Here is a 23,479-nt window from a genome sequence, read left to right as displayed (position 1 = left end):
GTTAACAGTGTAAATGCACTCTGCAAGTCCCAGGGAAGCAAGGGGACGGTACGCAAGGGAACATTCCTTTTGCTTCCCCAGTTAAATTATGGTTGTGAAATCTCTTACCAACAGGTAAAATTGTAAATTAACAGGAGTATTAGGAGTGGTAACTTTGGAATCTATCAAACCTTTTAAATTAGTCTTTAAAGAACAGCAAAAACACCTTTCTCTTCCCCAGATTACTTCCATTGTTCTTACACAAAACCTTTATGAAATGCTTTTCCAATATGTCATGAGTCCAGAAAAAGAGAAAAAACTAAAAACCTTCATTGAACGTTTAGAAAAACATATAAAAAGTAAAGCTAGAACTCCTTTTTCTGCACCTATTGCTGAGCTGGAATTTTTGGACAATGGACTGGAAGAATTACAGCTGTTAAACTGGATGGAGATACCAGTTTCTCTTTTCACCATTGAATTTATGGATCCCGGCGATGACAACGATGATAACCTGGAAAATGTTCTTTCTTATTTGGAAAACCTTATCACATTTAACCGGCGCGAAGACACCCAGGATATATATGTTTACCCATCTAACCTGACTACTTATTAAATAACATTTTGGGTAAGTTAAATAAAAACTAGGAGGTCGATAAAATGGATCTTAAAGGAACCAAAACCGAACAGAATTTATGGGCTGCCTTTGCTGGAGAATCCCAGGCTCGTAACAAGTATACCTTTTTTGCTAGTAAAGCCGATAAAGAAGGGTATAAGCAAATTGCCGAAATATTTCGAGAATCAGCTGACAATGAAAAAGAACATGCCAAGTTGCTTTATAAGTTAGTTAGCGGCCCCATTCCATCCACAGATGAAAACCTGCTGGCAGCTGCATTAGGGGAAAATGAAGAACATACCAACATGTATCCGGAATTTGCTAAAATAGCACGGGAAGAAGGCTTCGATGCCATCGCTACTATCTTTGAAGAAATTGCTGAAGTTGAGGAAGCCCACGAAAAAAGGTTTCGCAAGCTTTTGGATAACGTTAAGAATAAAACAGTGTTTAAAAAGCCCCATCCCGTCAAATGGAAATGCAGAAACTGCGGTTATATTCATGGTGGAAATGAAGCACCTGAAATATGTCCCGCCTGTGCTCATCCCCAGAGTTATTATGAAGTTTTGGCAGAAAACTATTAAAAAAACGGCCGCAACGGCGGCCGTTTTTCTTTCCCCTAAACAGAATCTACATAGGCAAATATTAATCTAACCTACTCTAACTAAATAGATACAAATTACAGATTTATAGCTTTTATATGTTTTCCCAAATATTAATATAAAACTGCTATTAAAATCCCAAAAGTGCCTCCCGCATAACCTTGGCTCCTAGTATAGAGGTATTGTCACCTTTTTCATAAGGTGGCGATATCTCCACCAGATCAAATCCTACTATATTTAGACATTTGAAATCATGGAGCACCTTTAACAATTCCCGGGATGAAAATCCCCCTGCCTCAGGAGTTCCCGTTCCCGGAGCATAGGCCGGATCAAGTACATCTATATCTAAAGTCAGGTATACCGGCCGCCTGCCAATAATTTTAGCCACATCCTGTACCTCTGGCAGCTGATCAAAAAATAATCGGGTATGGCGGGCAGCAAAATCCATTTCTTCTCGGGTAGCCGAGCGGATACCCATCTGGTACAAATTTCCTGCCCCTAATTCTTCTACCACATGTCTCATAACAGTAGCATGAGATAACCTCTCCCCCAGGTATTCTTCACGCAAATCAGCATGAGCATCCATCTGTATCACAACTAGATCAGGATAAAATGAATGATAAGCTTTAACCAAGGGTAAGGTTACCAGATGCTCTCCCCCCATGGAAAACAATCGTTTACCATTTTTCAAAAATTCCCTGGCGATATCTTCCATACGCCGCAAGCTTTCCACTACATTTCCAAACGGAATGAGCACATCACCGGCATCATAAAAATTAATCTCCTCCAGAGACCGATCCAGATAGGTGCTGTACTCCTCTATCCCCTCGGAAACTTCTCGCACCCGATAGGGAGCTAACCTGGTCCCGGGCCGAAAACTGGTAGTAGAATCCATCGGCAGGCCTAATATCACTTTGTCACAGATTTCCACATCATTACAGGCCGCCATAAACTGGGCCTTTTGGTAAATATATTCTTTAATACTTTCCATTTTTTTATTTCTCCGGTCTTATAATCTGCTCAACAAAAGCCGGCAGCTTAAAAGCAGCCTGGTGTAACTCAGGAGTATAATACCGGCAGGCTTTGTCAGGGTGATTTATTACCTTCTCAGGATCATAGCCCTTGGAACCTATAGTAAAACTCCACAATCCGCTGGGATAAGTAGGTACACTGGCTAAATATAACTTAGTCAGAGGAAAAGCCTGTCCCACCCCATCGAAGGCCATTTTTATCACGTCCGGATTAATAAAAGGGGATTCACTTTGAACTACTAGCATTCCGTCCTCTTTCAAAGCTGCATAAACATTCTTATAAAAACTGGACGAAAAAAGCTCAACCGCTGGTCCCACCGGTTCAGTGGAATCTATAATAACGATATCAAAACGGTTACTCTGTTGTTTAATATAATGAATACCATCATCTACTATAATCCGGGATTTAGGATGATCAAAAGAACAACTTAACTGGGGAAAAAAATCTTTTGATGCTGCTATAACTCTTTCATCAATTTCCACCAGGGTACCTTCCTCCACCTCCGGATGTTCTACGACTTCCCGTAAAGCTCCCCCATCTCCCCCTCCGATAATTAAAACCTGCCGGGGAGCAGGATGTGAATTTAAAGCCACCTGGGTAATCATTTCATGATATACAAATTCATCCTGGTCAGTAGTCATAACCATACCATCCAGGAGCAGCATTTTGCCAAATTGCTCAGTCGCTACCACCGCCAAGTGCTGGAATCTAGTCTGCTCAGTACGCAGGGTTTCAGTCGCCTTACAGCTAAAGCCCAGAGACGGGGTCTGATATTCAGTAACCCACATTTGCAACGAATACTCCTCCTTCTAGTACCAAAGCGGAACAGCCGCAAAGGCACAACCGATTTTTTCCACCACATGTTCAACACTGGCAACTTTAATTTCCACGAGTTCCAGTTTACGCATAGCAAAAGCCTCCTCTACCATGCGTTTAACCTCCGCCTCAGCCACTTCCCGGCCACAATGTCCGGAAAATTCCATAATAACTCCAAAACCCTGTTTTTGTATTCCCACCGCAACTGCTGCTGATATTAAGTCACCTGGTTCAGTACCGGTAATGGAACCATAGGCAATAGGTAACAGAGATCCGGGAGGAATCACAAGCTCAGGTTCATATTCGCAACCTGGAGGTAATATACTGCTCACTCGCAGCAGGTTTGTATTTCCGACCCGGGCTTTTAAAAGAGCACCATCAAAGGCAGTTAACCTGGTATTACCCTCTGACGCTGCTGCTGTCACAAAATATTTTCTTGGTAATGGTAACAACTAAAACACCTCCAGATATATTTTTGGGCAATAGCTACATTATATACAAAGCTTATATAAAATAAAATAGGAAAATCTATTCCCAGGCAAAAAAATAACCCGGGTATAACACCGGGTAATAAGCATTCTAAACTTACATACGTTTAAGTATTTCTAAAAAATTTGTGACGGTTTTGCGCCGGGATTTCTGACGCGGATATATAACATAAAGATAGCGACGGGCATCGTCTTCCACCAGCGCTATGCTTCTAAATTTCCGATGTTCTTCCACTCGTTTGATAGCCCAGCGGGAAATAATACTAATACCCATACCCGATTCTACTGCCGCTAATACTGCCTCGGTACTCCCCGCTTCTAAATAAACATTTAACTCATCCTTTTTAATCCCATGATTAGCTAGCAACTCTTCCACTGCTTTACGGGTACCTGATCCCTTTTCCCGAAAAATCCATTTTTCCTGTACCAAATCCGGCAGACTAACTTCCTTTGCTTTAGCAAGACTATGGTTCTCAGGTACAATCACCAGCAAATCATCCTGCAGCCATTTAAATCCATCTACCTTCCGGTTATTTATCCAACCCCCTACAATACCAATATCCAGTTCTCTTTCTGCCATCCGGTTGAAAATTTTTTCGGTATCAGCAATATCCATGGTAATGGTAACGTTTGGATAACGATCCTTAAACTGCTTTATCAAGGCAGGAAGAATATACTGCCCCGGTATAGTGCTAGCTCCCAGATATAGTGTTCCCTTGCGGCTTTCTGCTACTTCTTCCATAGCCTTCTCAGTTTTTTCCCAGGCTTTTAAAATCTCCCGGGAGCAATGATACAGAGTTTCTCCAGCTTCCGTAGTTTTCAGCCTGCGACCAGACCTTTCCAGTAGCAAGACCCCGAAAATATCTTCCAGGGATTGAATTTGCTTAGTTACCGCCGGCTGTGATAAACCAAACTCTTCGGCAGTCCTGGATAAGTTCTGGGTTTCAACCACCCGAACATAGGTTTTAAAAAGGTTTAAATTCATTATTACACCAACCTAGCCATACCTTCACCAGAATGTAGAGTCATTTTAGCGCAGGAAGCCCTCCAGAATAGTATCAACTGCCTCCTGCTCAGTTAATCCAAGCGACATTAATTTTACCAATTGCTCCCCGGCAATCTTACCAATAGCCGCCTCGTGAGTAAGTACTGCCCGGGAGTCCTCCGCCGCCAGTTCTGGAATAGATTTAATAACCGCTTCCCCCATAATGATCGAATCACACTCTACATGTCCATTACATTCCGTCTTACCAATCAGGCCTGCTCTAAAAACCTGCCTGGATTTATCCCGGGCTACTGAACGGGATAAAATTTGAGCTGCTCCGCCTTGGCCCTCAATACGAACCTTAATATCTGACTCAGCCGACTGATCCCCATGGGTCAAAAGCCGCTCAATAACCTTTAAATTGCCTTTTTCCTGAACATAAGCTTCAGTAGAGCGCAGGGTATCATCTACCCCTTCTATCTGAACCATCTCCATTTCAGCATGGGCTCCCGGTTCCAATCGTACTATAGTAATGGGATTTAAGATACGCTTTCCCGGTCCTTTCCCTTCCCCGTAATGCTTTTCCACATAGCGCATACGGGCACCTTTTTTGACAATTATCTCATGAATACCATCATGCTGAGAATCACCATGACTGTCATTATGAATTCCACAACCTGCAATAATGGTCACATCAGCATCCTCACCCACAATAAAAGTATTGTATACCTTGTCCTTAAAACCTGCCCGGGTAAGGATTACTGGAACATGTACGGTTTCATTTTTGGTTCCCGGTTTCACATCCACCAGAAGACCAGGTTTATCTGGTAAAGAAGAAATATTTATATTGGGTGAAGAAGTACGTAAAACCGCCTCGCCATCCCGCCTTATATTTATAGCTCCCTTAGGGATTCCATCCAGATTGGCTATTGCTTTTAAAAGATCCGTATCTAGCTGACTAAATTTCATATCCCATTTCTCCTCGGCATTCAAGTCTCTTTTTGCATTCAATATCTTCGCGAATTAAGGGCCAAATTTCGGCAGGGGTTCCCCTATCCCTGATTAATCCTTCTTCTACAACTATAATTTCATCACAGATGGGTAAAACGTTCTCGTTGTGAGTAATGATCACTGCAGTAGCATCAGGATTACCTTTAAACCTACTTATAATAATTCCGATCAGTCGCTGTATAGTCCAAAGATCTACCCCGGCCTCCGGCTCATCAAATATACTAATGGCTGCATTACGAACTAAAACCTGGGCAATTTCTATCCTTTTCATTTCTCCACCGCTTAATCCCGGACCCAAATCCCTGTCCAAATAATCCTCAGGACATAAGCCTACATCCCGTAGACTCTTTCTTAACCCCATATTGTCCAAGCCCGGTTGAGCTGTTTTTAACAGGTCGGAAACAGTTAGACCTTTAAAACGCGGGGGTTGCTGAAAGGCATAAGAAATTCCTTCAGCAGCTCGCTCCGTAACACTCATTTCACTAATCTCTTTGTTTTTAAAATAGATATGTCCGCTGCTATGCCGGTAAATACCCATAACTACCTTAGCAATCGAGCTTTTACCGCCACCATTAGGACCAGTAATAGCATAGAGTTTACCACTTTTAAACTCTATATTGACCCCACGCAATATTTCCTTACTTTCTCCATTATTACCATTAACAGCCATGCATATATTTTCAAGCCGTAACATCGTTTATAACCTCCACTGCTCGCTTATTGTAGTTTAGCATAACCTGATGTTATAAGTCTAATTATGGTTTTTATAAAATTACGATACTAAATATCAGACTACCCGTAGCTATTTTGCCTTGAACATATCCAATTTTTCATACTATCTTTCATAGGCATGATGGAGCCATCTCTATTTTTCAACATCATATCACTTTTTCACCCTCAGGTCGCCTTATATCGTCTGATAATAATTTATTTTCTACCTAAAAAGTTCGGCACCGCCAGGAAGACAATTTTTTTTGTACATTATTTATTCTATACTAAAATGGCGAGTAACGGGGTTATTTGTCAAATTTATTCTTGTAACTTCACCTCTAATTCACCAGCAATCCTATGTCCTAAAGCTACCCGGCTGGTACCTACCTGTAAAACTACTGGTCCCCGGAAAGGATGCCGGGCTAACAAGGTAAATTCTACTCCGGGAGCCAGCCCCATTTCCATTAATCGGCGAGCAGCCCCTCTACCCTTTCTTAAATCTATAATCCGGGCCTTCTGTCCTGGTTGCATTTGTTCTATGGTCATAGTAATACCCCCTTATAGCAGTAATATTAGGTTTAATAGCACCCCGGTTACAAAGGAAGTTGTCAATCCCAACACGATAATTTTGCCTAGGACCTTCCAGCCCATCTCTTTTACTGTCATAACCATTACCGGCAAACAAGGCAAAGAAATAGCCACCATAGCAATAGCAATAGTAGCCTCCCGGGGAGTCAAGGCCAAATTAAGCAAGACGAGCGGGGCCAGGTAACGCTGAAAAATAGTTAATAATACGGCTATAAATGCCTCCGCAGGTATGCCAAACAAACTGTGGGTAACTGGATCCATACCCTTAAAACTATCCAGTATCCCCGATTCAATAATTGCCCTGATAATAATACTCATCACTAGCAGCAAAGGCAGAACCTCTGTAAAAAAACCGGCAAACCTGGTTTTTATCTTAGACCAGATATTGGCCCCCATAGGGATCCTTAAAGGAGGAAGCTCATAGATAAACTCCTCTTTTTCGGGATTAGTACGGCTCAATATAAAACTTAAGGTTATAAAAGCCATCAGCATAGCTGCTACTATAGCCGATAAGGAGGCATTAAAAGCCGAAATGACTGAGGCCAGTATGCCTAAAGTAGCAGCACAAGGTATAACAATACTTAAAAGGGTAATTATTATAAAGCGTTGACCGGCACCTGGTAGTATGCGGGTAGCAACCACAGCTGGTGTACGGCAGCCAAATCCTAAAGCCAACGGGATAACCGCCTGTCCGGAAACACCGAAAAGCCGTCCTACCCTTTCCAGAGCTACAGAATATCTGGGCAATAAACCGGTATCTTCTAATAAAGACATGAGGATGCTCACCATCAGCATAGCCGGCATCACAATAGTAAACGGAATGATGAGCCCCTCTGGCACAGCATGGGAAAGTACTTTGGTAATAATTCCATGGGGCAACAGCTGGATGATCAAGTTTTCCAGAATATCACTTACCGGTGCCAGCCAGGAAGTAATCGGCCCTTCGCTTAACTCAATAAACTCAATAAGTGCTTTAAAACCTAAATAGGCAATAACCAATAGAAATATCGTACCTGTAACCGGACGGTCGATGAAATTTTCCACCCGGTCTAGCCATAACTGCCTGGATTCTCCTACCTTTGTACTTACCTGCCGGGCTGTATCCCGGGCTCGTTGTACCCTCCTAAAATCTTTATCATTTACAGAACAACTTTTACCGCATTTAGAGCAACTAACTGCACAACCCATATCGTTCAAAGAAATCGCCTGAATACCACTAAAATCTTTCTTTTCTAGAAACCCTAAAACTTCTAAAAGTCCTTCACCAGTAGTGGCTGAAAACTTAATTACCGGTTTATTTAAAATTCTCTCCAGCCGATGCTCATCAATAACTATGCCCATAGAACGGGCCCGGTCTATCTGATTAAGTACTATTAAAACCGGAACCCCTGTCTCCATTAATTCATAAGTTAAAGCCAGATTTCTTTCCAGGTTAGTAGCGTCGACTACATTAATAACCATCTGGACACCACCCTGGTCTAGAACACTGCGGACTACTTCCGGTTCTTGACCATCCGAATAAACGGAGTATATACCAGGAGTATCATAAATAAGATAATTACGGTTCCCTAGCTGCAGGCTACCCTGGTTTACCTCTACTGAAGTACCCGGATAATTAGATATAAAAACCCGGCTTCCGGTTAACCGGTTTAGTATCGAACTCTTACCCACATTAGGGTTACCTATCATTGCAATCTTCATTAGATTATCCTCCGTACCTGATATTAATAATCATTATCAAACCTTTAGCAAAAAATTTTACTTTTTCTTCCGGCAGGTTGGGCAGTAGCCATAGAACTTTAGCTCATGATCAACTACATCAAACCCCCGATCTTCCAAGGCTCCTTCCAATTCATGTAATAAATCTTCTTCCACTTCGGTAATAGACCCACACTTCAGACAAATAATATGATGGTGCTGGTGCTTATCATCTACGGATAACTCATAGCGGTATTTACCAGACTCAAACATAGTTTTATAAAGAACATCCATATCCGCCAATTTTTCCAGAGTTCGATAAATAGTAGCAATACCGATACCGGGGAATTTGCCTCGCGCTTTAATCAAAACCTCCTCAGCACTCAAATGCCTGCCGGGGTTATCCATCATAACCTCCAATACAGCTGCCCGCTGCGGAGTTAGCTTATAGTTGTTTTTATCTAATTTTTCCTTAACAAGTTTTTTAGTCACCTTTCCTCACCCCAATAGTGATAATCATTATCATATTTATATAATACTTTATTTCTACAAAATTACAAGAGTTTTTTAGGATAATATTGAAGGAAGCAAGGAAACGGCGGGCTGTGTGAAAACCCCAAAAACTTGTATTTAAATCCACCGCTACGCATAATATACGCCGAAAAACAAAAGGAGAAATATGATTACGCGTATTTACACAATATTGCAGCACTTATCATACAGACTGACGTCCTTTAGCTTCCTTTTTCCTTTCGAGGAAGCTAAAGAACCGCCCCCTGGCTTCCTACCCATACAAATAAGGGCCAAAGGAAAATTCCTTTGGCCTTTATAAAAGCGATTTTATTTTTGCCGATAATCTTTTACATCAGCTTTATTGCGTAGATCCTCCAGAAACTTGCTATATTCCTCTTGCTTCTTTTGTTTGAGTAAAATGTCTTTCAATCCGCTTTGAGCCTCTTCAAAGGGGATAATTTTCTCTTCCTGACGTTCCCCCGCCTTAATAATATGATAACCGAACTCAGTTTTCACCGGTTGGGACGTTGTTTCGCCAGGCTTAAGTGCCAGGGCCGCCTGTTTAAATTCATTTACAAAGGGGGTATCCTGATTAACAATCCCCAGGTCGCCTCCGGCATCCTTGTTACTGGGATCAATAGAATACTGGCTGGCCACTTCCGCAAAGCTTTTCCCCTGCTTTAAAAGGTCTAAAACCTGATTAGCTTCCTGTTCTTTTTCCACCAGGATATGGTACATATGAATACCGGCTGGCTGTTTGAACTGTTCGGGATTATCTTCGTAATATTTTTTTATTTCCTGATCACTTACTTGGGTCCCTTTAGTTACTTCTTCTTCCAACTTCCAGAATAATTTCTCCGTTTTAAGCTCTTCCCTAAGCATTTCTTCAGTTAGGCCATTTTTATCGAGAAATTTTTTAAACCCGTCCGCTTCCTGGCTATTCTTATATTCCTTTACTTCCGTTATAGCCTGATCAATTTCTTTCTCACTTACGGTTATAGATCTTCTTTCCGTCTCCTGCCAGATTAGCTTTTGCATTACCAGATCATCAAAGCTGCGATCTTTTAAAGATTTGACTAGTTCTTTATTTTTTTCATCCAGTTCCCCCATCTGCATCTCATAATTTAATTTAAGAAGTTTATAGTGTTGTTCATATTGAGTTTCAGTTATCTTATCACCATTAACCTCTCCCACATTATCTTGAGAAGAAGACTGGCAACCGGCAGTAATAGCCAGGCTGCTCATAAGTAGCAACCCTATCACTACCCGCACAATTCCTTTCAATTTCATTAATAAGCCTCCTTGTTTGTTAAAACTAATTGCCATTATACCATAAGCACCTCCTTACACTCACCCAGACTCTTTTTCTCCCCTTGGAACTCAAATTTAGATCAGCCACTAAAACCTACTTGCAGAATAATTGTTTATGACCCTATATAAAATATTAAAAAACCCGGTATATTCATTAAATGAATATACCGGGTACCTTAAGCATTTAAATTTTTATAGGCATTTGATAGGCTAAGGATCAGACAACTCCCTGAGCTAGCATAGCATCAGCCACTTTTACAAAACCAGCAATATTGGCTCCCGCCAGAAGGTTACCCTCTACGCCATATTCATTGGCCGCCTCACTAGCCTTTCTATAAATATTAGTCATGATGGACTTTAGTTTTTTATCAACTTCCTCAAAACTCCAGGAGTATCTCATACTATTCTGGGACATTTCCAGAGCCGATACTGCTACTCCACCGGCATTGGCTGCCTTGGCCGGGGCAAAAAGAATTTTACTATCCTGAAAAACCTTGATTGCTCCAGCAGTGCTAGGCATATTGGCTGCTTCCGCCACACACATACATCCATTTTTAACTAATTGGTGGGCACTAGTTTCGTCAATCTCGTTTTGGGTGGCGGTGGGAATGGCAATATCACAGGGCACTTCCCAGGGACGTTTGCCTTCTACCCATTTAAGGCCAAATTCATCAGCTAATGTCCGGGCTGGTTTTCTGTGGATACACCAAAGATCCATCAAGAAATCCAGTTTATCTCCCCGGATGCCATCCGGGTCATAAACATAACCGAATTCATCACCAATTGTAACCACTTTGCCGCCCATCTCGTTAATTTTTTCAATAAGATATGTTCCTACATTACCATATCCGGAGACAGTCACTGTCTTACCTTCAACACTTTGTCCCTGAGCTTTTAACATCTCTTCTAAAAAGTAGGCCACTCCATGTCCGGTAGCCTCGGTACGTCCCAGGCTGCCGCCCCAGGTTAGTCCTTTACCGGTGAAAACCCCTTCATAAGCATTTTGTATTCTCTTGTACTGCCCATACATATACCCAATTTCTCGGGCACCAACACCTATATCCCCGGCCGGAACATCAGTATCCGGCCCAATATGGCGGAATAATTCAGTCATGAAACTCTGACAAAAGCGCATGACTTCCCCATTGGATTTTCCCCGCGGGTCAAAATCACTACCGCCTTTACCTCCTCCGATAGGAAGTCCGGTAAGGGAATTTTTAAAAATCTGTTCAAAACCCAGGAATTTTATAATACTGGCATTTACAGAAGGATGAAATCTTAACCCTCCCTTGTATGGCCCTATAGCACTATTAAACTGAACCCGAAAGCCGCGATTAACCTGAACTTTACCCTGGTCATCTACCCAGGGTACTCGAAAAATAATCTGCCTTTCTGGCTCTACCATCCGCTCCAGAACCCCGGATTCAATATATTCGGGATGCCTTTTAACTACCGGTTCAAGAGTTTCTAAAACCTCACTTACTGCCTGGTGAAACTCTCCTTCATTAGGATTTCTTTTAATCACTCTTTCCAAGAGATCAGAAACATAAGACATCAAACTTCCTCCTTTGGAACAATACCTTCTGAATATTACTTCACCTATACTTTTCAAATTATAGTTACAATTATTATGGCCTGTAAATAGGGTTATATAATGAATATTGTATGCAAAAATTAAGCTTTATCAGGTGACCTTTTCCTACCTAGCCCAACAATGTTCCTAGTTCCGCCAACCAGACCCGATTTTCTTTTCCTGAAGGCGGGGTTTTCACCTGCTGAACCTGTCTTTTTACACCATCGGTACGGATAAAGGTTCCCGTAGTCTCAATAGGCATAGAACCGGGCAGGATAATATCAGCACCAGCTGCCGTTGCATTTAGATGGCTGGCACTAACTACTATCAGTTTACACTTACTTAGCTGATCAGCTGTTATAATGCCATCTCTAACCGGATCTTCTCCCCAAACAAATACCGCTTCCATGTCACCTGATGCTAATTGATGAATGACATCATCACTATATATAAAGCCCTCCTGCCATATACCCCGGTGATTGGCCTTCGGGGTTACCACCACTATCCCATTGCGAGGTGTACCGTTATGTCCGGTAATTACAGCCAGCCTGGCCGCTGCTTGTACCGTTGCTGCAGTAATTTCAAAGCCGTCCACAACTATCATGGCATGATGGGCCTTAGTGTAGATCTGAGCTATTTCCATTAGATCCGAGCTATCAATACATGGTAAATTTATATCATAACAAGTATCGTTGCCGGCCAATCCAGCTTGACTAAATACCTGTTCTATATTTTCTAACACCTGTTTTTCAGCCTTCTTACCTGCATCCACCTTAATATAAGCCAGATCATCAACCAGGGTTTCCTCCCCACTGATAACAAGCAGACGGCTGCCGTTACGGACAGCCTGACGGACTCTGGCCAGAACTACCTGATTATTATTAAAGGAACCTAGCATGACCAGCACATCACACTGCAGCATCTCTTCCAGCCGGTTGCTGCTAAACCTTTCCAGCACAGGTAATAAACCCGCCGATGGATCAGGAGTAAAGGTAGCCATTACTAGCTCTCTAAACCTTTTCCGGACTACCTGGGCTGCCACCTGAGCCTCCTCAACAGTGTAATCCGGGCTAATAAATACCCCGGTTAATATATTGTTGTGAGCACTTTCCAGATTCCTTACCGATCCGGCTATAAAATCCAGGGCTTCTTTCCAAGTAACCGGGATCAAATCACCGTTTTTACGCACCATAGGGGAAGTTATACGCTCCCGATTTACTTCTGCCCAGCCAAACCGTCCCCGTGAACACAGGATTTCATTGCGCCCAGGTACAGCTTTAAATACAAGTCCGCCACAACTGCTAAAAATCTCCTGGCATCCTAAGCCACACCCGTAACAGGTGGTTTCCGTTTCCTTCATAACTAGAGGTACGCTTTTAGCCACCGGCATCTGCTCAGTCAGTGCACCAGTAGGACATACTGCTGCACACTGTCCACAACTTATACAACCACTTGATTGCAGGGGTTGCCCTAACGCAGGTTGGATACTAGTATCAAAACCCCGGTTTACCATTCCCAGAGCAGTGATCCCCATTACCTCCTCACAGATACGTACACAGAGGCCACACAGGATACATTTCGAGCCATCTTTAATTATAAATGGATCAGGAGATGATTCTGGATGGTTATGCTTTTCTCCTGCCAGGCACTGTGGATTTACCTGATATTGATTAGCATAACTGATCAAACGACAATTAAAATATTCTACACAGCCACATTCCAGGCAGCGGAAAGCCTCCCGAATGGCCTGCTGCTCGTTAAAAGCAGCACTTACCGGCCGGAAGTCTTTCTTGCGCACTTCCGGGTCAACATGCTGCAGGGATACCCGGCTTATTTTTTCTCGAATGAGAAAATCTTCCGGCCTGACCTGGAATTCTACTGTAAATTCTACCCGGGGCGATATAGTTTGGCCTTTAAGATAAGCATCAATAGCCAAAGCCGCTTTCCTTCCCTGGTCAATGGCCTCAACCGCAATTCCCGGCCCGGTTACCGCATCTCCGCCTGCAAATACTCCTTCCAGGCTGGTCATATAGGAATTAGGGTCAACATCAACTGAACACCAACGGCTTAACTCCAGACCGGTAAATCCTTGGGCATCAACCTGTTGGCCAATAGCAGCAATCACGGTATCAACCGGTATAACCTCTTCGGCACCAGCCACCGGAATAGGACTGCGCCGTCCGGAATCATCCGGCTCCCCTAACTGCATCTTTTGCAGACGGATAGCATTAACTCTACCCTGATGGTTTATTATTTCCAGCGGAGCCACCAGGAAATTAAAAATAACCCCTTCTTCCTCTGCTTCCCTGATTTCAATATCCTGGGCGGGCATTTCAGCCCGGGTACGCCGGTAAAGGACTCTGACTTCTTTAGCCCCTAGCCTTACTGCTGTCCGGGCTGCATCCATGGCCGTATTACCGCCGCCCACAACAGCCACCCTTTGACCAATAACCACCGGTTGATACAGGGCTACCATCCTCAGGAAATCAATTCCTCCTAGTACCCCTGGGCTATCCTCACCCTGGCATCTTATCCGGGAAGACTTCCAGGCACCAATACCTATAAATACAGCATCATAGCAACTCCGGAGATAATCCAGGCTTATATCCTGGTTTATACGAGTATTAGTTATAAAAGTTACTCCCAGTTCACTGATAAGGTTAATTTCCTGATCCAAAATATCTTTAGGTAACCGGTATTCAGGTATACCGTAGCGCAGCATACCTCCGGGCTGGGGCATCGCTTCATAAACTGTTACCTGGTGCCCTTCCCGGGCCAGAAAATAGGCAGCAGTAAGTCCGGCTGGCCCCGCTCCTATGATGGCCACCTTTTTACCACTAGCTTCTTTTATCTCCGGCTGGTAAGGCTCTTCCTCGAGATCCTTTAACCCGGCAAAAGATTTTAAAGCAGCAATCGCCAGGGGTTCATCAACCATTTGCCTACGGCAGGCCTGTTCACAGGGATGGGGACATACCAGACCGATACTGGCCGGCAGGGGGATCTTTTCCTTAATCAGGGCCACTGCCTCGCGATATTGACCATTAGCAATAAGCCCTACATATCCCTGGCAATCCGTCTCAGCTGGACAGGCTTTCAGACAGGGAGGACGACAGTCCCCACTGTGATCGGATAATAATAGTTCCAGGGTTAGGCGGCGTGATCTGGTTACCCTTTCATTACAGGTAGATATAATCATACCGTCCCGGGCCTCAGTAGCACAGGCCCGTACCAGATTATTAATTCCCTTAACTTCCACTACACACAGCCCACAAGCACCATACGTCTCAACTCTATCGTCATGACACAGGGTGGGTATGTCAATATGATGGTTGTGAGCAATCTCCAGTATAGTTTGCCCCCTAAACCCTTGTACTTCCCTTCCATCTATATTTACGCAGATCATTTATACACCTCTCCCCTTACCCCACGTTAACGGCGGCAAATTTATCCGGGCAAACTTTTAGACAGCTACCACACTTTATGCACTTATCTTGATCAATAACATAAGGCTGCCGGCTCTCACCCTTAATGCAATCCACCGGGCACTTCCGGACACATAACCCGCAACCTTTACATTTGGCCGGATCAATAGTGTATTTTATAAGTGATTGGCATTGTCTGGCCGGGCAGGTTTTGTTTTCTATATGAGCCTCATACTCATGGCGAAAATACTTAATAGTGGTGATCACCGGGTTGGGGGCACTCTGCCCCAGACCACACAGGGCACTTTCTTTAATATGCCCGGCTAATTCTTCTAGTAATTCAATATCACCAGTTTGCCCCTGGCCTGAACAAATCCGGTTAAGTATTTCCAACATCCGCTTAGTACCTAGACGACACTGTACACACTTGCCACAGGATTCCTTCTGGGTAAAGTCAAGAAAATACCGGGCCAGATCAACCATGCAGGTGGTTTCATCCACCACAATCATACCCCCGGAACCCATAATCGCTCCGGTTTCCTGAACTGATTTATAGTCAACTGGTATATCAAGCAGTTCAGCTGGTATACATCCTCCCGATGGCCCTCCCAGTTGTACCGCTTTTAATGAATGGTTATCTTTTATTCCCCCACCTATATCAAATATTATATCTTTAAGGGACATACCCATAGGGACTTCTACCAGTCCGCCTTTTTTTATCCGACCTGCCAGGGCAAAAACTTTAGTACCTTTACTTTCTTCCGTACCCATATTAGCTAAAGCCGCCCCACCCCGGGTGATAATCCAGGGAATGTTAGCCAGAGTTTCTACATTATTTATAGTGGTGGGTTGGTTCCAGTACCCTTTTTGAGATGGGAAAGGTGGCTTAAGCCTTGGCATCCCCCTTTCTCCCTCCAGGGATGCAATCAGGGCCGTCTCCTCCCCGCATACGAAAGCCCCTGCACCCTGCTTAATCTTTATAGCAAAGGAAAAATTACTATCCATTATATTCTCTCCAAGAAAGCCGTTATCCCGAGCCTGATGTATCGCTGTTTCTAATCTTTTAATTGCCAGAGGATACTCAGCCCGGCAATAAATAATTCCCGAACCAGCCCCAGTAGCATATCCAGCAATAACCATACCTTCTAAGACTGAATGGGGATCACCCTCCAGAATACTCCGATCCATAAAGGCACCAGGATCACCTTCATCCGCATTACACACCACATATTTTTCTTTTCCCGGTTCCTCCCCAGTAGCCTGCCATTTAAACCAAGTAGGAAATCCTGCTCCACCACGACCTTTTAAACCGGATGCCTTTATCTCCTCGATAATCTCCTGAGGAGACATACTTTTCAAAACCTTTTCCAGAGCCTGGTAACCGCCAGCCTGTCGGTAATCATCCATAACATTAGGATCAATGATGCCGCAATTGCGCAAGGCAACTCGTACCTGCTTTAAAAAAAACGAATTAGGGTTTTTACTGGATGAAACCAGGTATTTTTCCAGGGGATTCTGGTACAAGTGGTGATGATTGAGAATTTCCACAGCTTTATCCGCATCAATCATCCCGTAAGTGTAGGTAGGACCGTTCTCATAAACTACATCGAGAAGGGGTTCATAATGGCACATTCCAATACAACCAGTCTCCTGTATCATAATAGAAAGTTTTTCTTGTTCTATTACATCCTGCAGTGCCTGCCAGACCTCCAGAGCTCCAGCAGCAATACCACAGCTCCCCATACCAATACGCAGCTTCACCGCCTATCACCCTCCCCGCTTTTTTTTTGTTCCTTTTTATATATATCCCTTATAATCTGGCGCGCACTTTCAGGAGTAAGATGACCATACACCTGACCGTTAATCATCATTACTGGAGCCAGGCTGCAGCATCCCAGGCAGGCAGCCGTACCTAGGGTAAATAAACGATCATCACTAGTATCTTTACACCTTATTTTTAACTCTTCACATAAGGCTTTCTCAATATGTTCAGCACCATTTACATGGCAGGCAGTTCCCTGGCATAACAAAATCAGGTACTTTCCAGCCGGTTTAAGCCTGAACTGGGTATAGAAGGTGGCCACCCCGTAAACCTTAGCAGGCTTGACTTTCAACGCCTGGGCCACGTGCACCAAAGCCGGCCTAGGCAGATATCCGTAAATATCCTGGGTTTTTTGCAATATACTGATCAAGCTGCCTTCCTGATTTTCGTAACCGGCTATAACTTTATCCAGTAAACTCAGGTCAACATTAGGACTGGAAAAAATGTTTTCCTGACCCGGATCACCCTTGCAGGAACATACCATGTTCTACACCTCTCCCCTGGAATAATGGATTAATTTCTGTTTTAAAGTATATTAAAGGCAGGCCTTTCTATTTAAGTTCACTTTCTATTGCCTGGTGTATAATCTCCTGGACATCATTAAACATCTGAATAAAATTAGCCTCAGCTCTAAAAAAATCCGCCATCTCCTGGTCAGTATTTAAACGGGCAAATTCATTAGCTACCTCGGAAACTTTCTCCGGGGATACCTGTTCACCTATTAATTGGGCCCGATTAATCTCTAATTGACGGTTACGAAAACTCAGTATCTTCTCACTTATAGCCGGATTTAATTCCACCCGGTTTTTAGCAGCTACATAGTCCTGATATACAGGACTATTTTTAATGGCCCGGGCCAGTTCATGGGCCTTATCATAAGGATTGGTATTGGTCATAAAAGCCACGCTCCTAACGCTTTTTTCTGCTTATACGCTAGCAGTTATAGCGAGCCTCGTCAAGGAAGCGGACTGACCCCCTAATATTGTACAAAAACTCTTAATGTCTGGCTGATACTTAGAATTTGAAAATTTATATAAACTGGCTTTGCCAGGATCATTATTATACCCTTACAGACTGGATTTTTAAGGATTTCTGCTGTAACAGGTGGTACGCTTCATTTGGAGTATGATATTTCAAACTGGAATGAATCCGCACTGCGTTGTAGTCTTTTATGAATTGGCTTACCGTATCGTAAGCTTCGGCATAACTTTGGAATTCATGCTTGCTCAGACATTCTCCTTCTAGGATGGCATTGAAAGATTCAATGTGAGCATTTTTATTGGGTGTACGACAAGGAATACGCTCATGTTCAACGCCGAATTTAATACAGCTTTCATCAAAATGATGACTGATAAACTGTGGCCCATTGTCACTTCGGATGACTAAATCATCGGTTCCATATACCTGACGTTTAAACATGGCTGCCTGTACAGTACGTGCAGCATCCTGAGCATTACAGTTTAGGCCGATGTGGTAATCCACAATAACCCGATCAAACACGTCTATGATAGGCAGAATATAAAAGAAACGGTTTTCTCCAGTAATATAGCCGTATTTGAGATCGATTTCCCACAGACGATTTGAAGAAGTAATTTCATGGTTCCGTGCCAGTCGTCTGGGATGCTTTGCTTTAAGTTTACGCTGCGGTTTCAATATATCCAGTTCTTTACACAAACGATATACTTTCTTTTTATTGATGATAAGCTGGTATTTCCGTCTGAGCGCCCAGGTTAATTTGTGGTAACCATAGTATTCTCCTTCAGCGAAGATGAGTTCACAAAGCCATTCTTTAACCTGTTCATTGCTTACAAATCTGCCATCGTTAGTGCAGGTACTTGCAGTTGTCGGGTGGCCGCCTCTGTGATTAAGTGCAGAAACTGGATGCTTCAAATGGTAATAGTATGTTGAGCGGCTAAGCCCGACCAATCGCAATACAAGGGTTTTATGATATCCTCTTGATATCCATTTGCTGGATATATCTACTTTATCTTGAATTGTGGGTTCGTTTTTTTTACAAGATCCTTAAGAATGGCTATTTCAAGGTCTTTTTCGCCCAGCAACTTTTTAAGTTTCTCGTTTTCAGATTCCAATGCTTTAGCGCTTTGATTATATGGTCCGATTCTAACAGGGATTGGTCCTATTCCAATACTATTGTGATTCTTATGTTCTCTAACCCAACGACTGACCATGTTGGCAGATAAATCATTCTTCCGGGCCACAATAGCGGCATTGCCAACTTCCAGAGATTCTTTAACAATCTGATCTTTAAATTCTTGTGAGTACCTTTTACGTTGCATATTGCCCCCTCCTGTTTTAAAAGGTACCAGATTAAGATACTTTGTCCAAGTCGGTTAGGGGGCTAAAGAGGAAGTGTCTATCTCCTCGGCTCTTTCATATGCTGTATAAGTCAGTACTAAATATATAGTATCTTATATTAAGCCTTATTTTCATATGAATACACCCTGCTTGACCACAACCCGGACTACCTTCATTGAGTCAGGTTCCTGATAAAAAAGTTATAGTAACATTATCTTTTAGCAGAGTAGATTTATAGAAAATTTTAGATCCCCTGCCTAAGACCAGATACCCATTATTAAGGTACAAACTCGACTGGTTATCAATTTACTAATACAATAATAATAGGTGATGGTACGGAAGGAATCTGTGAAAAGGGAGGAGGGAGGAGATCAGTGAAATATATATCAGTGGTAGTTCCGGAAGAAGTTGACCGGGAACTACGTTTTGCCTGTGCCGACCGGGCTACTACAAAATCACGTTTGGTAAGGGAACTGATCGAACAATACCTGGAAGAATGGCGGCGCGATTTTGAAAGTAAAGGCGGGCAACTCATTGGATTAGACGAAAATATTACTAAAAAGAATCGTTAAGGGTTATAGACACATCCGTTATTGACTAACCCACCCGCAAAATACCACATGCGAGTGGGTTTTTGTTTTTCTTTCCCGGGCAAGTGCAGATTTCCTATATTTAGATAAGCTATGCTTTCCGCCGGTATCTTTTTTACCAGGTAATAATTCCCTGCATAACTCCCAGTATGAATACCATATAAAAAATACCTCCTGTCATAAGGATACCGGAACTGATATGTTTTTTCCGCACCAGCTCAAAATAAATAAGGCCGGCTGATAGCAACGCAATAATCGCAGAAATTAACGCTCCGGTTCCTAGTTGCCAATCGGTAAGAAAGATTCCCAGGGCAGGTATAAGCGAACTTTGGAAAACCATGGCCCCGGTTATATTCCCTAAAGCCAGGGTATCTTTCTCCCGGGAAACCCAAATTATACTGTTGAACTTTTCCGGTAATTCGGTGGCTACAGGCGTGATAATCAAAGCCAGCACAAAAGCGGGTACCCTGTACAGAGTAGCTACCTCAGTAACTGCCGATACAAACAAATTGGCTCCCACAATAATTAGGGCTAGAGCAAATAGAACCTGTATTAATATGATTTTCAAAGAAGGGGAAGGCTTACTACGCGCAAAATAGCAGGGCGGTAGCGAATGATCCTCATCAACATTCCGTTCTTCAGTCACTGTTATATACACATACCAAAAATAAGCAAATATCATAAAACCAGCAATAATTAACTGCCAGTGCCTTATTTGGGGAGGCAGAATCCCGGTAAGTATGGCAGCGGTATAGACTATCAGGAAAAATCCCAGGTCTCTGGTCATGATAGTATAATCAGCCACCATACGAGTCCCATGATAGCGGCGCCGCTTAAAAATAATCACTGATATCCCGGTTACAAACATAGCCAGGGTAGCCAGCATCAGAGGTGCTCCCAGGATAGCCCCAATACCTATTTCCTGACCGGCCTGCCCGCCGCCGAATATGATAGCTATAAGAGGAATAATAGTTTCTGGGAGGGCGGTTCCTACCGCTGCTAAAACACTTCCTACTGCACCTTCGGAAAGATTAAGTTTTTTCCCCAGCCACTCAATGCCATTAACAAAAACCTCTGCTCCCACCAGTATTACTCCCAGACTAATAATCAAAATAGCTATACTTCCCATACATTATCTCCTTCACAATTAGATTATAAAGGTATTGCTATAGGACATCTTTGCTTAAAAGTCATTATTTTCCGATAACCGGTATGGTGTAGTAAAAGAGCTACTTTATCTAATTCTTCCGCGACCTGCTCGGGATGATGCGCATCTGATCCCATAGTTACAGGTATGCCCCGGGCATACATCTGTTCAATAATATCCGTAGCCGGGTATAGCTCCGCTACCGGTTTTCTTAGGCCTGCACTATTAATTTCTATGGTTAACCCAGCTTCCTTAATACTTTTTAATACTGGAATAACTAAATCCACAGTACTATATTGGCAGGGTCTATGCCCCCAGATTTTAACCAAATCCAGGTGCCCCATAATATTGAAATATCCCTCTTTAGCCGCCTGGTCGATAAGATTAAAATACTGACGATAAACTTCATCAATAGAACGGACTTCAAACTCACTATAAAAATCGGGATGATCAAAAGGCCACCCATCTATTACATGAACTGATCCAATCATATAATCCAAAGGTAGTGCTTTAAGTTTATTGAAATGCTCCATGTTACCTGGAAAATAATCCACCTCCAACCCTACCTTAACCTGAATATCGGTAAATCTTTTTTTCACCCGTTCAATCACCTGAAAATCGATCTGATTTACATATTGGTCATGATCAGCCAAACCTATCTCATTTACATTTTTACGCCGGGCTTCATTAAAATATTGTTCCAACCACTCTTCTGAATACTCATATTCCCCGTGGGCCAGTACATGTATATGATAATCAACTAGCACAAAAAACCCCTCCAGCTGTCGAGTCCTTAGTATCTCATTTAAGCATTAATGCTAGGGTAAATCAAGCAAATGCGTATTCATATGGTAATTGCAATAAAATCGGGCTTATAATAAAATCAAAAGATGTAAATAGAAGTAAAGGAGGTTAATCAAGTCTTTTATGGCACATATTATTCCATTTAAAGGACTCCGGTATAATAAGGAAAAGATTAGTAATTTAGCCTCGGTGGTAACCCCACCCTATGACGTAATAGATGAAGTCGCACAGGCCAGGTATTATGCTGAACATCCGACTAACATCATACGGCTGGAACTGGGGCTTTCCTTTTCTCAGGATACCCCGGCTAATAACCGTTATACCCGAGCCAAACAATACCTGGAAAAATGGTTGGAAGAAGAAATCCTGCTCCCGGAGGATCAGCCCGCCATATATGTTTACCAACAGGAATTTTTTCATCGCACCGAACGGGTGGTAAGGACCGGAATTGTAGCCGGCTTAAAAGTAGAACCTTATGAGACCGGCTCAGTTTTACCCCATGAAGAAACCCTCTCCAAACCTAAAGCTGATCGCTTGCAACTAATGCGTTCAACTAGTTCCAATTTCAGTTCTATATTTGGCCTATATGCCGATGAGGATAAATTTATTGATCATTTACTGGCCGAAGAAATTAAAGGTCGTCTACCTGACATAGACATCATTGATGAAGCTGGAGAAACCCATAGAATATGGGTAATTAGCCAACCGGATATACTGGATCAGGTAGTAAGAACTATGGAAGACAAACAAATCTATATAGCCGATGGACACCATCGCTATGAAACCGCTCTGGAATATGCCCGCGAAATGGCCGACCAGGGCTCGCCGGGTTATGACTATGTCATGGCCACCCTGGTTAATCTCTATGATCCGGGTTTGGTAGTACTTCCCACTCACCGGGTAGTCGGAAATATTCAGGGTTTTAAACCCTCCCGTTTAATTGACCAGTTAGGTAATCTTTTTGAGGTCACTACCTACCAGACTGGTGATATTAATTCTTTTATGACTGAGCTAGAAAGCCGTTCGGAGGAATATATATTCGGCCTATACACGGAAGGCCAGCTTTACCAGCTGCAATTAAAAGACTTTAATACAGCTAGTCAACTATTGCCAGCTGATCGTTCCGGTGCCTGGAAAGAATTAGACGTAGCTATCCTGGATAACCTTATTCTGGATCAGATGCTCAGTATAGGTGAACAGGAACGGCGCAACCAGGATAATTTGGCCTATAGCCGTAGTGCCCAATGGGTAATAGATCAGGTAAATAGCGGTAATTATCAACTTGGTCTGCTAATTAATGCTACCCGGGTAGAACAGATCGTAAAAGTAGCCCAGGCCCGGGATAAAATGCCCCAGAAATCAACCTATTTCTACCCCAAACTCATCACCGGACTTATCCTGAACAATCTCAGTATAAAATAAAACCAGAATAAGGTAAGGAAGCAAGGAGACGGTTCCCTT

General features: G+C 42.9%; 23 protein-coding genes. 4 read left to right on the top strand and 19 right to left on the bottom strand.

The features are described from left to right. The first annotated feature begins 154 nt into the window (after positions 1-154). Positions 155-592, top strand: a complete 438-nt coding sequence (locus ACZ5Q0_RS11240) for a hypothetical protein (protein WP_446820697.1) — start codon at positions 155-157, stop codon at positions 590-592. Positions 593-636: 44 nt separating this feature from the next. Beyond that, positions 637-1,173, top strand: coding sequence for a rubrerythrin (gene rbr, locus ACZ5Q0_RS11235; RefSeq protein ID WP_446820699.1), 537 nt, complete (start codon positions 637-639; stop codon positions 1,171-1,173). A gap of 148 nt (positions 1,174-1,321) precedes the next feature. Here rbr and speB read toward each other — a convergent pair whose 3' ends face one another. The 17 genes from speB to ACZ5Q0_RS11150 all read right to left on the bottom strand — a co-directional run bounded on the left by speB (position 1,322) and on the right by ACZ5Q0_RS11150 (position 19,458). Further along, positions 1,322-2,182 (bottom strand): agmatinase, encoded by an 861-nt coding sequence (gene speB / locus ACZ5Q0_RS11230; RefSeq protein ID WP_446820701.1) that lies wholly within the window; start codon positions 2,180-2,182, stop codon positions 1,322-1,324. 4 nt (positions 2,183-2,186) lie between these two features. Beyond that, on the bottom strand, positions 2,187-3,011 hold the full coding sequence (gene speE / locus ACZ5Q0_RS11225; RefSeq protein WP_464827307.1) for a polyamine aminopropyltransferase: 825 nt from the start codon (positions 3,009-3,011) through the stop codon (positions 2,187-2,189). A gap of 21 nt (positions 3,012-3,032) precedes the next feature. Continuing rightward, positions 3,033-3,491: a pyruvoyl-dependent arginine decarboxylase gene (locus tag ACZ5Q0_RS11220; RefSeq protein WP_446820704.1), complete on the bottom strand. Its 459-nt coding sequence runs from the start codon at positions 3,489-3,491 to the stop codon at positions 3,033-3,035. 133 nt (positions 3,492-3,624) lie between these two features. Then, positions 3,625-4,512 carry a selenium metabolism-associated LysR family transcriptional regulator gene (locus ACZ5Q0_RS11215; protein WP_446820705.1) on the bottom strand — a complete coding sequence of 296 codons (888 nt, stop codon included), beginning with the start codon at positions 4,510-4,512 and terminating at the stop codon, positions 3,625-3,627. A gap of 45 nt (positions 4,513-4,557) precedes the next feature. Further along, complete coding sequence (locus tag ACZ5Q0_RS11210) at positions 4,558-5,481, bottom strand: SufB/SufD family protein (RefSeq protein WP_446820706.1); 924 nt, start codon at positions 5,479-5,481, stop codon at positions 4,558-4,560. After that, positions 5,471-6,217, bottom strand: coding sequence for an ABC transporter ATP-binding protein (locus ACZ5Q0_RS11205; RefSeq protein WP_446820707.1), 747 nt, complete (start codon positions 6,215-6,217; stop codon positions 5,471-5,473). Before ACZ5Q0_RS11205 ends, ACZ5Q0_RS11210 begins: the two co-directional genes overlap by 11 nt. Before the next feature lie 335 nt (positions 6,218-6,552). Then, on the bottom strand, positions 6,553-6,780 hold the full coding sequence (locus ACZ5Q0_RS11200) for a FeoA family protein (RefSeq protein WP_446820708.1): 228 nt from the start codon (positions 6,778-6,780) through the stop codon (positions 6,553-6,555). A gap of 12 nt (positions 6,781-6,792) precedes the next feature. Continuing rightward, positions 6,793-8,523 carry a FeoB small GTPase domain-containing protein gene (locus ACZ5Q0_RS11195; RefSeq protein ID WP_447182542.1) on the bottom strand — a complete coding sequence of 577 codons (1,731 nt, stop codon included), beginning with the start codon at positions 8,521-8,523 and terminating at the stop codon, positions 6,793-6,795. Positions 8,524-8,580: 57 nt separating this feature from the next. After that, positions 8,581-9,012, bottom strand: a complete 432-nt coding sequence (locus tag ACZ5Q0_RS11190) for a Fur family transcriptional regulator (protein WP_447182541.1) — start codon at positions 9,010-9,012, stop codon at positions 8,581-8,583. Between the two features lie 348 nt (positions 9,013-9,360). Continuing rightward, positions 9,361-10,323: a peptidyl-prolyl cis-trans isomerase gene (locus ACZ5Q0_RS11185; protein ID WP_446817896.1), complete on the bottom strand. Its 963-nt coding sequence runs from the start codon at positions 10,321-10,323 to the stop codon at positions 9,361-9,363. A gap of 238 nt (positions 10,324-10,561) precedes the next feature. Continuing rightward, on the bottom strand, positions 10,562-11,899 hold the full coding sequence (gene gdhA, locus ACZ5Q0_RS11180) for an NADP-specific glutamate dehydrogenase (RefSeq protein WP_446817898.1): 1,338 nt from the start codon (positions 11,897-11,899) through the stop codon (positions 10,562-10,564). A gap of 148 nt (positions 11,900-12,047) precedes the next feature. After that, positions 12,048-15,320: an NAD(P)-binding protein gene (locus ACZ5Q0_RS11175; RefSeq protein ID WP_447182540.1), complete on the bottom strand. Its 3,273-nt coding sequence runs from the start codon at positions 15,318-15,320 to the stop codon at positions 12,048-12,050. Positions 15,321-15,336: 16 nt separating this feature from the next. Then, entirely contained in the window at positions 15,337-17,100 is a 1,764-nt protein-coding gene (locus ACZ5Q0_RS11170; protein WP_446817900.1) for an NADH-ubiquinone oxidoreductase-F iron-sulfur binding region domain-containing protein, read from the bottom strand. Beyond that, positions 17,097-17,645, bottom strand: a complete 549-nt coding sequence (nuoE, locus tag ACZ5Q0_RS11165; protein ID WP_446817901.1) for an NADH-quinone oxidoreductase subunit NuoE — start codon at positions 17,643-17,645, stop codon at positions 17,097-17,099. The genes ACZ5Q0_RS11170 and nuoE overlap by 4 nt, the downstream gene beginning before the upstream one ends. 67 nt (positions 17,646-17,712) lie before the next feature. Next, positions 17,713-18,057, bottom strand: a complete 345-nt coding sequence (locus ACZ5Q0_RS11160; RefSeq protein WP_446817902.1) for a YlbF/YmcA family competence regulator — start codon at positions 18,055-18,057, stop codon at positions 17,713-17,715. Positions 18,058-18,220: 163 nt separating this feature from the next. Next, the gene (locus ACZ5Q0_RS11155; RefSeq protein WP_464827279.1) at positions 18,221-19,087 is read right to left on the bottom strand and encodes an IS3 family transposase; all 867 of its coding nucleotides are present in this window, start codon (positions 19,085-19,087) and stop codon (positions 18,221-18,223) included. A 53-nt stretch (positions 19,088-19,140) separates the two neighbouring features. Then, positions 19,141-19,458 (bottom strand): transposase, encoded by a 318-nt coding sequence (locus ACZ5Q0_RS11150; RefSeq protein WP_447182485.1) that lies wholly within the window; start codon positions 19,456-19,458, stop codon positions 19,141-19,143. Between the two features lie 393 nt (positions 19,459-19,851). Between ACZ5Q0_RS11150 and ACZ5Q0_RS11145 the strand changes: the two genes are divergently transcribed. After that, positions 19,852-20,049, top strand: coding sequence for a ribbon-helix-helix protein, CopG family (locus ACZ5Q0_RS11145; RefSeq protein ID WP_446817903.1), 198 nt, complete (start codon positions 19,852-19,854; stop codon positions 20,047-20,049). 133 nt (positions 20,050-20,182) lie between these two features. Here the strand turns inward: ACZ5Q0_RS11145 and ACZ5Q0_RS11140 are convergent, their stop codons facing one another. Next, positions 20,183-21,196 (bottom strand): sodium:calcium antiporter, encoded by a 1,014-nt coding sequence (locus ACZ5Q0_RS11140; RefSeq protein WP_446817904.1) that lies wholly within the window; start codon positions 21,194-21,196, stop codon positions 20,183-20,185. Positions 21,197-21,219: 23 nt separating this feature from the next. After that, entirely contained in the window at positions 21,220-21,981 is a 762-nt protein-coding gene (locus ACZ5Q0_RS11135; RefSeq protein ID WP_446817905.1) for a histidinol-phosphatase HisJ family protein, read from the bottom strand. A 160-nt stretch (positions 21,982-22,141) separates the two neighbouring features. Here ACZ5Q0_RS11135 and ACZ5Q0_RS11130 point away from each other — a divergent pair, with 160 nt between their 5' ends. Continuing rightward, positions 22,142-23,440 (top strand): DUF1015 domain-containing protein, encoded by a 1,299-nt coding sequence (locus ACZ5Q0_RS11130; RefSeq protein ID WP_446817906.1) that lies wholly within the window; start codon positions 22,142-22,144, stop codon positions 23,438-23,440. Positions 23,441-23,479 lie beyond the last annotated feature (39 nt).

This window comes from Syntrophomonas erecta subsp. sporosyntropha, from assembly GCF_055395365.1.
This window is presented reverse-complemented; position numbering and strand designations above follow the sequence as displayed.

What these genes read in the sequence shown, in the direction of transcription:
- rbr (WP_446820699.1), top strand. Translation starts at nt 637, where the DNA reads ATGGATCTTAAAGGAACCAAAACCGAACAGAATTTATGGGCTGCCTTT.
- speB (WP_446820701.1), bottom strand. Translation starts at nt 2,182, where the DNA reads ATGGAAAGTATTAAAGAATATATTTACCAAAAGGCCCAGTTTATGGCG.
- speE (WP_464827307.1), bottom strand. Translation starts at nt 3,011, where the DNA reads ATGTGGGTTACTGAATATCAGACCCCGTCTCTGGGCTTTAGCTGTAAG.
- ACZ5Q0_RS11215 (WP_446820705.1), bottom strand. Translation starts at nt 4,512, where the DNA reads ATGAATTTAAACCTTTTTAAAACCTATGTTCGGGTGGTTGAAACCCAG.
- ACZ5Q0_RS11210 (WP_446820706.1), bottom strand. Translation starts at nt 5,481, where the DNA reads ATGAAATTTAGTCAGCTAGATACGGATCTTTTAAAAGCAATAGCCAAT.
- ACZ5Q0_RS11205 (WP_446820707.1), bottom strand. Translation starts at nt 6,217, where the DNA reads ATGTTACGGCTTGAAAATATATGCATGGCTGTTAATGGTAATAATGGA.
- ACZ5Q0_RS11200 (WP_446820708.1), bottom strand. Translation starts at nt 6,780, where the DNA reads ATGACCATAGAACAAATGCAACCAGGACAGAAGGCCCGGATTATAGAT.
- ACZ5Q0_RS11195 (WP_447182542.1), bottom strand. Translation starts at nt 8,523, where the DNA reads ATGAAGATTGCAATGATAGGTAACCCTAATGTGGGTAAGAGTTCGATA.
- ACZ5Q0_RS11185 (WP_446817896.1), bottom strand. Translation starts at nt 10,323, where the DNA reads ATGAAATTGAAAGGAATTGTGCGGGTAGTGATAGGGTTGCTACTTATG.
- gdhA (WP_446817898.1), bottom strand. Translation starts at nt 11,899, where the DNA reads ATGTCTTATGTTTCTGATCTCTTGGAAAGAGTGATTAAAAGAAATCCT.
- ACZ5Q0_RS11175 (WP_447182540.1), bottom strand. Translation starts at nt 15,320, where the DNA reads ATGATCTGCGTAAATATAGATGGAAGGGAAGTACAAGGGTTTAGGGGG.
- nuoE (WP_446817901.1), bottom strand. Translation starts at nt 17,645, where the DNA reads ATGGTATGTTCCTGCAAGGGTGATCCGGGTCAGGAAAACATTTTTTCC.
- ACZ5Q0_RS11160 (WP_446817902.1), bottom strand. Translation starts at nt 18,057, where the DNA reads ATGACCAATACCAATCCTTATGATAAGGCCCATGAACTGGCCCGGGCC.
- ACZ5Q0_RS11150 (WP_447182485.1), bottom strand. Translation starts at nt 19,458, where the DNA reads ATGCAACGTAAAAGGTACTCACAAGAATTTAAAGATCAGATTGTTAAA.
- ACZ5Q0_RS11140 (WP_446817904.1), bottom strand. Translation starts at nt 21,196, where the DNA reads ATGGGAAGTATAGCTATTTTGATTATTAGTCTGGGAGTAATACTGGTG.
- ACZ5Q0_RS11130 (WP_446817906.1), top strand. Translation starts at nt 22,142, where the DNA reads ATGGCACATATTATTCCATTTAAAGGACTCCGGTATAATAAGGAAAAG.